Below are 9,912 nucleotides of genomic sequence, written 5' to 3'. Positions count from 1 at the left end.
CGGGGCGACGGGGCGACGGGGCGACGGGGCGACGGGGCGACGGGGCGACGGGGCGACGGGGCGACGGGGCGACGGGGCGACGGGGCGACGGGGCGACGGGGCGACGGGGCGACGGGGCGACGGGGCGACGGGGCGACGAGGCGACGAGGCGACGAGGCGACGAGTTGTTGCCTCGACACGGATGAGCCCCTTTCCGGCGGTGCTAGCGAACCACGATTGCTCTACGCCTGGTCTTCGCAACAGGCGGGGCTGATCGAGCAGTGGGAGCCGACTAGCCGGCGGGTCTCGGGTAGTTCGGCAGTTGTCATGCATTAGTTCGGTGGCACAGCGGCTTGCTGGCTCTTGGCAGCTGCGTGCAGCCCTGCGTCAGGTTGACGAGGGATCGCGATCTCCTCGTTTCACGTGAAACGAGGACGTGCCCGGTGCTCGCAGGTTTCACGTGAAACGGAAGACTAGCGAAGTGGGTTCGATCCTCTCGCTCATTGCATTACGGGGACCCCAAGAACCAAGCGCGACCCAAGGGAAAGGGTGATCCTTGGCCAGCAGGATTCGAAGCCTTCTAGACGGACCAGAACTCCCTTCACTGGCAGGTGGGGCTCCTCGCCTGGGCGGGATCGGCGGGGCGGCGGAATGATGGCGGGTGAGCCCTACCGCGGCTGGCTATCGTGCTCCGCTGTCGTGGGCTCATAGCTTCGGCGTGATCCACTCGGCCGGTGTGAGGGCACCGGTTCGTACGGGGCGACCCTGGCCCGGTTCCGGCGCGGTGAGGGCGTGTCGGTGATCGAGGTCAACCGGCCGGATCGCGCCAAGCGGCGGCAACGGGGAAAGAGCGACACCGTCGACGCCGAGGCCGCCGTTCAGGCCGTCATCAGCCGGCGAGCAACTGCCGTGCTCCAAGAACGGCGACGGACCTGTCGAACAGATCCGCGTCTACAAGGTCGCGAAGGACTCGGCGGTCAAAGCCCGCCGCCACGCCATCAACCAGATCAAGGCGATCCTGGTCTACGCCGATCCTGCCCTGCGTGAGGAACTGGCGGGCCTGGGAAGGCTGGCGCTGATCACTCGTTGCGTGAGCCTGGACGAACGAGCTGCGGCACCGACCGCGGTGAGACGCACGCTGTCGCGGCTGGCCCGCTGGATCAAGGCTCTGGACTCCGAGATCGCGGGCCTGCTCGCCCGGATCACCATGCAGATCGAGCAGACCGCGCTGGCACTGCTGGAGCAGTACGGAGTCGGCGCCGACAGTGCGGCCGTGCTGCTGGTCACCGCCGGCGACAACCCTGACCGACTGACCAACGAGGCCGCCTTCGCAGCTCTCTGCGGGGTCAGCCCGGTCGAGATGTCGTCAGGGAAGACCAGCCGGCGCCGCCTCAACCGCGGCGGCGACCGACAGGCCAACGCGGCACTCTTCCGCGTCGTCATGACCCGTCTGCGCGACGAACCACGCACCCGCGCCTACCTGACCCGCCGCACTACCGAGGACCGCACCAAACGCGAGATCATGCGCTGCCTCAAGCGGTTCCTGGCCCGCGACCTGTTCCGGATTATCCATGCCGCACTCATGCCCGCAACACCCATGATCACCACTTGACGAACATAGGGGCTTCGGCTTCAGCCACCGCGAACTCGACACCCGTGTATCGGCACGATCGACGTGGCCGTGCCGAAACTGCGGTCAGGCTCATACTCTCCCGAATGGCTGTGCTCGAACGTCGTAAACGGGCCGAGGCTGCGCTGGTCAGCGTGGTCGCCCCTGCAACCGCTCGGTGTCTCGACCCGGCGGATGACAAACTCGTGCAGACGCTCGGCATCACCAGCCTGTCGAAGTCGCAGGTCTCCCGGATGGCCGCCGACCTCAGGTCCACGCCTTCCCAACGAGGCCGCTGGGCGAGTTCGGACAGTTCACGTTCGTCGCCGCCGACGCGCTGACCATGAAGGTCCGCGAACAGGGCCGGGTCGTCAACGCCGTCGTGCTCGTGGCGACCGGGGTCAACGCCGACGGTCACCGCGAGGTCCTCGGCGTTGACCCCGGTCGCCACCTGCGAGACCAAGCAAGCCTGCAACGCGTTCTTCGCCGACCTGGTCGCCCGCGGCTTGACCGGCACCCTGCTGGTCACCTCGGACGCCCACGCCGACCTGGTCGACGCGATCGCGGCGAACCGGCCCGGCACGTCCTGGCAGAGATGTCGCACCCACTTCGCCGCAAACCTCATGGCCGTGACCCCGAAATCGGCGTGGCCGGCAGTCAAGACGATGGACATTCGGTCTATGACCAGCCCGATCCGGAATCGGTGCATGCCCAGTTCGACAAACTCCTCGACACCACCACCGGTAGTCTTCCGAAGGTGGCCGCCTACCTCGATGCCGCCCGCGCGGACCTGCTGGCGATCACCGGCTTCCCGCAGCCATCTGGCGCCGATCCGGTCGAATAATCCCAACGAGCGCTTGAACGAGGGGATCCGCCGCCGCACCGACATCGTCGGTGCCGCACCGACGACGTCGGGGATCTTCCCCGACCGCGGCGCCGTCATCCGCCTCGTCGGCGGTTTGGCCGAACAACACGACGAATGGACCGACGCCCGCCGCTACTTCGCCCTCGACATCCTCGCCAGAGCCCGCGCCACCACCACCGGCACCGGCCAATCCGAACTGGAAACCGCCCACAACCTCTTACCAGCACAGCTTGAAGATCAGCCGCTAGACCACTTCCAGGGGCTTGACCTCGGCTGGGCCCTTACTCGCGCTACCGGAGTTACCGCGCTGCTGAGTGTGCACGACCCCGATGGTTCGTGACGGGTGCTTGTCGTATTGCGTCTGAGGCGCGTCCGGCACAACGGGAACAGGACGGCCATTGTTCGCGTGGCCGCTGACTGGCGTGTCGAGTCTCCCTTCGTGGCCATGCGGAGTAAAGGCCCGGATATCGGCTGCTGATGGATGAGGCGTCAGCTGACGCTAGACGGCGGTGTCCGGAACCGGGCGCGATCCGTAGGCAGGTGCGCGTCGCCTGGATCCGGGCCGAGTTTGCGACGAAGACGATTTGGCTCCACCGGTACGGGCGTGTGGGTGATGTCTCGGTCGCGATCATCGAGGTGATCTCCAGAGGGGGCCTTGCGCTTCAAATGCTGGAACCACAAGAGATGACGAGCCTTGCGGACGCCTCTCAGGCGGCCTTCTCGTTGCTGTGGTCCTGAGTGGCAGCGTGCCTGGCCTGATGGCGGGCGAGCGACAGAAACAAGTGGTGTCGGTGGTGAGCGCCGGTACTTCGGCTGCGTCGGCCGTGCTGGCGGCCCTCTGCACCTGGCTTGGCGGATGCGGCTCAAAGGCTGGTCTGGCCGAATTCTGGTGCCGCTTCAGGCCCCGGGACGATAGGCGAGCCGTTGAACGTGCAGCCGCAAGCACGGTGATACGCCGCCGTAGCCGCTGGTCGGAAGCAGCGACCGAGCTGAGCAGCGCGCCAGCTCGAGTCGATAGCCAACTTGAGTGAAGGTCGAGTTGGTTGAAAGGTCCACCGACTGGCGGTCGATCCGTCTTGGTCTTTAGGCCGGCGAGTCGGCCTATCCCTTGTGTGCGCCAGCCGTCGAGGGGGATGGCTCTCACATCGGAGTCGTCCTTCCCTCGGCGTTACGGAAACCATCCGGGTAGATGTCATACCTGCCGCTGGTAAGCCCGCTGACCCCGGTTGACGGCCGAGGTGAAGCGGCTTCGGCTTGGTCAGTGCTGTATCGGATTCGACCGCGGAGGATTGAGGCGAGACGGACTCGGTGTCCGGCAAGGAGTCGCGTGGCAGGGTGCGGCTACGACCGAAGACACGGATCGGATCGCGGGTTCTGTCACTTCGTAGGCCGGGCTCAGGCGAGGTTCGGAACGGGCGGGGCTGCCGGCCGATGAGCGCTCTTCGGCCGGGCGCTGCCGCTCGTGAGCTTGGATGGGTCATGGTGGCAGACATGCGTGAGGGCCACTATCCACAACCTGTGTGTTGCGCCTGTTGATTCTGGGGCCGCTGGTGTTTCACGTGAAACGACGCCGATGTTGTGAGGGCCGTCCACGGGTCTATCCACAGGGTGCGCAAGCGTTCTACGTCGTGTTTCACGTGAAACGAGGGGGGCTGTGGATAACTCCTGTGGATAACTTGGGGACGGGTGTGTGGAAGGACTCATTTTCATGGGTGTCGACATGGCGAGAGTCCCTCCGTCGTGCGAAATTGACCCGGGACAGCCGCTCCCGAGCTGGGCTAAGGTCACGTCGTGTCTGAGAACACCGCCTCCCTGCCTGACTTCACACGTTGGCCGTCGTTCCCCTTCGAGGGGGACATGCGAGTCAAGAAGCTCGCCCCGCCGGTAGATGTGGAGCCCCCGCGGAGCGGTGAGGACGGGTCCGAGTGTGTGGCGTGTGGGACGCCGGACAGCTCGTACATCTGGGTCAGTGAGCGATGGCGGGTTCGCGCCATGGACCGGCCCACCGGACTGCCGATGGTTTTGATCCTGGAGTGTCGCTCGCACCTCGATCTCGGTGACCTGCCGAACCTCCTGGCCGCTGAGCTCGGCGTCATGACGGTTCGGCTCGAGAGGGCCATCCGGTCGCTTGACGGTGTCGCCCGGGTTCACGTGAATCGCTGGGGCGACGGTTCGGCGCACCTGCACATGTGGTTCTTGGCTCGGCCGTACGGGCGCCTGCAGTTGCGGGGTACTTTCCTGTCGCTCTGGGATGACATTCTGCCGGTGATTCCCGAAGCTCAATGGCGCGAGAATCTGGCGCTCGTCGCCGCCTGGCTGGCAGATTTCGGGGGTACGGCCAACGCCGAGCCGGCGCACATCGAATGGGAGTCGCCGGCCACGATCAACGTCCCCGACAGCATGGAAGCGGATCCGGATGGTGGCCGGCGTCCCGCAACGCTCGGCGACGTGGAGGCGGCAGAAGCCTAGGGAACCGGTGGTTCTTGCCTGGACGGACGGCGGCGAGCGGATGCGGCCCGAGTCAGTCCGCGAGCTGTATGGGGCTGAGGCCCTGGAGGCGTTGGCCGCGAAAGGCACAAACCCCGGACCACGGGCGGCAAGTTCGGGCAGGACACGAACTTTGGGCCGCGTGATTCGGGAGGCGTGGACCGTGGGGCTGAGCCCAAGGAAGGTGGACCATGGGGCTGAGCTCAAGGAAGGTGTGAATCCAGGGGACATGAGGCGCAACACGCAGGGACTGGAAGCCGCGGGGCCATAGTGCGGGCCGCGAGACGGGCGGTAGCACGGTGGACGCGCACTGCGGGATCGGAAGCGGTGCGAGACGGAATCCGCGGGACCCCACTTGGAGAGAGGCGCGGACTTCGGGGCCATAGGCCGCGGAGAGCGAGCTGCAATGCCGCAGCAGAAAGTCGGAGGCGGGAAGTCAGGAAGCGCGAAAGCCACGGCCTACGAGAAGACGGAACCGCAAAAGACCGAAGGACGCGCCGGCCTTCCGGACCGCCGACCGAATGAGGGCCCGGCAATGATCCGCCGACCGAATGAGGGCCCGGCAATGATCCGCCGACCGAATGAGGGCCCGGCGATGATCCGCCGACCGAACGACGGCCCGGCGATGATCCGCCGACCGAACGACGGCCCGGCGATGACCCGCCGACCGAACGACGGCCCGGCGATGACCGCCGAGCCCGTCACGTGAAACCGTTGCTCAATCCCCCCGCCGGGCGACCGCCCGCTCCACCAGCGAACTCAGCACCGCCCCCAGATCAACCCCCGCAGCCTGCACCGCCAACGGCAGCAACGACGTCTCGGTGAGCCCCGGCGACACGTTGCACCCGAGCACGTGAGGCTCACCGTCAGCGGTGACGATCACGTCGATGCGGGACAGGTCGCGCAACCCGAGGGCTTTGTACGCCGCAACCGCCGTCTCCGAAACCCGCCCCGCGACCGCCGGCGACAGGCGGGCCGGCACGTGCCAGGTGGTCAGGCCAGCCGTGTACCGGGCCGCATAGTCATACACCCCGTCCCGCGGAACGATCTCCACGATCGGGAGGGTCACCGGCCCGTCGCCTCGGTCGATGATGGAGACCGCCACGTTGGTGCCGGTCACATACTGCTCGACGAGGGCTGTCGAGTCGTACGCGAAACATCCCACCATCGCCGCCGGCAGGTCACCGGCCTCCCGGACCACCGCGGCCCCCAACCCGGACCCGCCCTGCGCGGGCTTGACCATGAGCGGCAGCCCCAGCCGGTCGACGATCCGGTCGAGGACGGCGACGGCGCCGAGCTCGGAGAACCGGTCGTGCGGCAGCGCCACCCAGTCGGGTGTGGGGATCCCGGCTTCGCGCAGCATCGACTTGGCGGACGGCTTGTCCCAGGCGAGCCGGGCCGATCGGGCGTCGGCGCCGACATAGGGCACCCCGCACAGGTCGAGAACCCCGCGCAGCGACCCGTCCTCACCGGTGGCGCCGTGCAGGGCGATGACGACGGCGTCGGGCGGGTCGGCCTGGAGGGCGGGCAGCAGGGACACGTCGGCGTCGTGGAGTTCGGCGGTCAGGCCGGCGGCCCGGAGCGCGTCGAGCACCCGGCGACCGGACCGCAGGGACACGTCCCGTTCGTAAGACAGCCCGCCGGCCAGGACCAGAACTCGCAAGTCGTCACGCGTAGCCATGCTGGTGATCATGCCAAGTCGGGACCGGGAGCGTCCGCAGCGGCCGGGCCACGACGGCGCTGATGTCCCGGCTGAAGGCCGGCTTCGCCGAAGACGGCGCGCATCGCGAGCTCCTGCTCCATCACGCCGGACAGCCGCCGCACGCCCTCACGCAGCCGCTCCGGGGCGGAGAAGCTGTAGTTGAGCCGCATGTTGCCCCGCCCGGTCCCGTCGGCGTAGAAGCCCGTCCCGGGCACGTAGGCGACCCGCGCGGCGATGGCCCGCGGCATCATCGCCTTCGAGTCGAGGCCCTCGGGGAGGGTCGCCCAGACGAACAGGCCGCCGGTCGGCCGGGTCCACGTGGTGCCGGCCGGCATCAGGTCCTCCAGGGCGCTGAGCAGCGCGTCCCGCCGCTCCCGGTAGATCTCCCGGTAGACCTTGATCTGCTCGCGCCACGGCATCGTCGACAGATACTGCGTGACGGCGGCCTGCGCGAACGCGCTCGGGCACAGCACGTTCGCCTCGCTCATCATGACCAGCTTCTCCCGCACGGCGTGCGGCGCCAGGACCCAGCCGACCCGCAGGCCCGGTGCGAAGGTCTTGGAGAACGTCGAGCAGTAGAAGACCCCGTCCCGGCGGCGGGCCCGGAGCGGCAGCGGGGCGTCACCCTCGAAGGACAACATGCCGTACGGGTCGTCCTCCACCACCAGCAGCCCGGCGCGCTCGCAGATGTCGAGGATCTGCTCGCGCCGCTCCTCCGAAAGGGTGACACCGGCGGGGTTCTGGAAGGTGGGGATCGTGTACAGGAACTTCGCTTGCCTCCCTTCCCTCGCCGTGGCCCGGATTGCCTCCTCCAGCGCTGCCGGGATGAGGCCCTCGTCGTCCATGGCCACGTGCCGGACCTGTGCCTGGGCGGCCTGGAACACGCCGAGTGCGCCGACATAGGTCGGCCCCTCGGCGAGCACCACGTCGCCCGGGTCCAGGAAGAGACGGGCCAGGAGGTCGAGGGCCTGCTGGCCGCCGACGGTGACCACGACGTCGTCGGGGGACGCGTTCGTGATGCCGGACAGCGACATCACCTCACAGATGCGCTCGCGCAGGTCGATCGTGCCCTGGCCGATGCCGTACTGCAGGCTGGTGGCGCCCTGCTGGGCGGCCAGCTCGCCGAGCATCTCGCCGACGGCGTCCAACGGCAGGGCGGCGATGTACGGCGAGCCGCCGGCCAGCGACACCACCTCCGGCCGGCTGGCGACGGAGAACAGGGCCCGGATCTCCGATGTGGTCATCCCGCGCACCCGTCGCGCGTACCGATCGGTGTAATCGTCCTGAGTTGTACCGGTCATGCGAATCACCTCTTCAAGTTGAGACTGAGAGCGATCCTAATGCCGCCCGGCACTTGCCCGACCTGCTCCCGTTCATGGTGGTTCCGACGTAGGATTCGCCAGGGGCGCGGCGGCGTCCGGTCCATGCCCGTGAGCGAAAGCAAGGGGTCGGCATATGTCGCGACGCCTGGTCAATCTCACCCTCGACACGCTCGAGGACCTGCCCCGGCCCTGCCGGCAGTGTGTCTATTGGGAGCTTGACCCGGTCTCCGCGGAGCGGGCCTGCGCCACCGGCGATCCAGGGCTGGAGAAAGAGGCCTGGGTCTCGCAGACGCTGCTGGAGTGGGGCTCGTGCGGCAAGTTGGCGTATGTCGACGGCATGCCGGCCGGATTCGTGATGTATGCGCCACCCGCCTACGTGCCGCGGGGCATGGCGTTCCCGACGTCTCCGGTGAGCGCCGACGCCGCCCTGCTGACCACGGCCAAGGTGGTGCCCGCCTTCGCCGGCGGCGGCCTGGGCCGGATGCTGGTCCAGGGGGTGGCCCGTGACCTCACCAAGCGCGGGGTGAAGGCGATCGAGGCCTTCGGTGACGCCAAACCCGACGAGATCAGCGAGGAGCCGGCCTGTATCGCGCCGGTCGACTTCTTCCTGTCGGTGGGCTTCAAGACGGTCCGCCCGCACCCCCGTTATCCGCGACTGCGGCTGGAGCTGCGGACGGCCCTGTCCTGGAAATCCGACGTCGAGTATGCGTTGGAGAAGCTGCTCGGCTCGATGAGCCCGGAGACCCTGCTGCGCCCGGTCCGCCCGGTGACAGCAACGAGGTCCGCCGAGAACTAAACCTTGTCGGCCAGAGCGAGCCGCAGTTGGCGGACGTCGATCGAGCCGGTGGGGACGTCGCGCTCCACCGGGAAATACATCCGCTGCACCGCGGCGAGCAGCGCCTCGACGATCTGCTCGCGGAACATCGGGTCGATCAGCCGCTCACGGTCCGCCGGGGACGTGAGATAACCCAGGTCCACCCGAACCGTGGGCATGCGGGTGAGCCGCAGCAGATCCCAGGTCTTCGCATGTGTACGGCAATCGTGCATCCCGGTCCGCACCACGATCTCCCGCTGCACCAGATTGGCCAGCCGCTCGCCCACCGTGGAACTCAGCCCGTTGCCGGTGCCGTAGTGGTACGTCGCCACCCCCTCGGCCGCCTCGGACGTGTGCCCGTCGAGATGCAGGGAGATCAGCAGGTCCGCGCCGAGAGTGTTGGCCAGGGCGGCCCGCTCGGCGCCGCTCATCGGGGCGGCCGGCGAGGGGCCACGGGTGAGGTGCACCCGCATGCCGGCCGCGGAGAGCCGGCCCTCGAGCCGTGACGCCAGGTCGAAGACGAGGTCCGCCTCGTTCCACCGGAGAGGCCCGTCGGGCACCAGGACCCCGGTGTCGTCGCCGCCGTGGCCCGGGTCGATGACGATGGTCTTGCCGACCAGGTTGGGACCGGACTGGCGGAACGCCTCGGCCTCACGCAGCCACTGTGGGCGGCCGCCGACGACTTTACGGCCGAGGCGGCGCAGCGCCTTCATCGTCTGCGGGCCACAGGAGCCGTCCTGGACGAGACCGACCTCGCGCTGGAACTGGGCGACCGCACGCGCCGTCCGGGCGCCGTAGACGGCGTCGGGGCGGCCGGTGTCATAGCCCATCTCCAGGAGCCGCTCCTGCAGGGCGCGCACGTCCTCGCCGACCAGGGCGTCGGGAACCGAATGGAAGAGCGCCCGTGACCCGAGACGCCAGCGGGCCGCGTCGAGAGCGCCCCACGTCTCGTCGCCGACCAGGCCGTCGACGCCGAGCCCACGGCTCTGCTGGAAGGCCCGCACCGCGGTCTCCAGCGCTTCGTCGAAGACGTCGGGCTCAGCCTCGGCCAGCAACTCCAGACCGACCAGGATCGACCGGATCTCGGAAACTGCCACGCCGGTGTCTCCGCGTCGGATGGACCGCACTCACGAC

The 9,912-nt window shown here is 68.4% G+C and carries 6 protein-coding genes and 2 pseudogenes; 5 read left to right on the top strand and 3 right to left on the bottom strand.

Annotation, left to right across the window (positions count from 1 at the left end; genetic code table 11):
• The first annotated feature begins 1,105 nt into the window (after positions 1–1,105).
• From BM290_RS41580 to BM290_RS47795, 4 genes and pseudogenes are all read left to right on the top strand, one after another.
• A complete protein-coding gene (locus BM290_RS41580) occupies positions 1,106–1,591 on the top strand; it encodes a transposase (protein ID WP_093621478.1) in 486 nt (161 codons plus the stop codon).
• A 16-nt stretch (positions 1,592–1,607) separates the two neighbouring features.
• A pseudogene (locus BM290_RS50425) lies at positions 1,608–2,652 on the top strand (IS256 family transposase); the annotation flags it as partial.
• Between the two features lie 1,613 nt (positions 2,653–4,265).
• Positions 4,266–4,859, top strand: a pseudogene (locus BM290_RS41565) (hypothetical protein); the annotation flags it as partial.
• A gap of 487 nt (positions 4,860–5,346) precedes the next feature.
• A complete protein-coding gene (locus tag BM290_RS47795; protein WP_143134131.1) occupies positions 5,347–5,649 on the top strand; it encodes a hypothetical protein in 303 nt (100 codons plus the stop codon).
• A gap of 9 nt (positions 5,650–5,658) precedes the next feature.
• Here BM290_RS47795 and BM290_RS41560 read toward each other — a convergent pair whose 3' ends face one another.
• Together BM290_RS41560 and BM290_RS41555 are read right to left on the bottom strand one after the other, a co-directional pair.
• On the bottom strand, positions 5,659–6,621 hold the full coding sequence (locus tag BM290_RS41560; RefSeq protein ID WP_373871109.1) for a D-alanine--D-alanine ligase family protein: 963 nt from the start codon (positions 6,619–6,621) through the stop codon (positions 5,659–5,661).
• An 8-nt stretch (positions 6,622–6,629) separates the two neighbouring features.
• Positions 6,630–7,943, bottom strand: coding sequence for an aminotransferase-like domain-containing protein (locus tag BM290_RS41555; protein WP_093621475.1), 1,314 nt, complete (start codon positions 7,941–7,943; stop codon positions 6,630–6,632).
• A 154-nt stretch (positions 7,944–8,097) separates the two neighbouring features.
• On the opposite strand from BM290_RS41555, the gene BM290_RS41550 reads away from it, so the two are divergent.
• Positions 8,098–8,760 (top strand): GNAT family N-acetyltransferase, encoded by a 663-nt coding sequence (locus BM290_RS41550; RefSeq protein WP_093621474.1) that lies wholly within the window; start codon positions 8,098–8,100, stop codon positions 8,758–8,760.
• Here the strand turns inward: BM290_RS41550 and BM290_RS41545 are convergent.
• Positions 8,757–9,905: an N-acetylmuramoyl-L-alanine amidase gene (locus BM290_RS41545; protein ID WP_093621473.1), complete on the bottom strand. Its 1,149-nt coding sequence runs from the start codon at positions 9,903–9,905 to the stop codon at positions 8,757–8,759. The two genes, BM290_RS41550 and BM290_RS41545, sit on opposite strands and share 4 nt — an antisense overlap.
• Positions 9,906–9,912: the final 7 nt, after the last annotated feature.

The organism is Actinoplanes philippinensis (genome assembly GCF_900113015.1).
Lineage (GTDB): Bacteria > Actinomycetota > Actinomycetes > Mycobacteriales > Micromonosporaceae > Actinoplanes > Actinoplanes philippinensis.
This window is presented reverse-complemented; position numbering and strand designations above follow the sequence as displayed.

Bases quoted from the DNA above. Each gene is read 5' to 3' on its own strand.
- BM290_RS47795 (WP_143134131.1), top strand. From the start codon at position 5,347: ATGCCGCAGCAGAAAGTCGGAGGCGGGAAGTCAGGAAGCGCGAAAGCC.
- BM290_RS41560 (WP_373871109.1), bottom strand. From the start codon at position 6,621: ATGGCTACGCGTGACGACTTGCGAGTTCTGGTCCTGGCCGGCGGGCTG.
- BM290_RS41555 (WP_093621475.1), bottom strand. From the start codon at position 7,943: ATGACCGGTACAACTCAGGACGATTACACCGATCGGTACGCGCGACGG.
- BM290_RS41550 (WP_093621474.1), top strand. From the start codon at position 8,098: ATGTCGCGACGCCTGGTCAATCTCACCCTCGACACGCTCGAGGACCTG.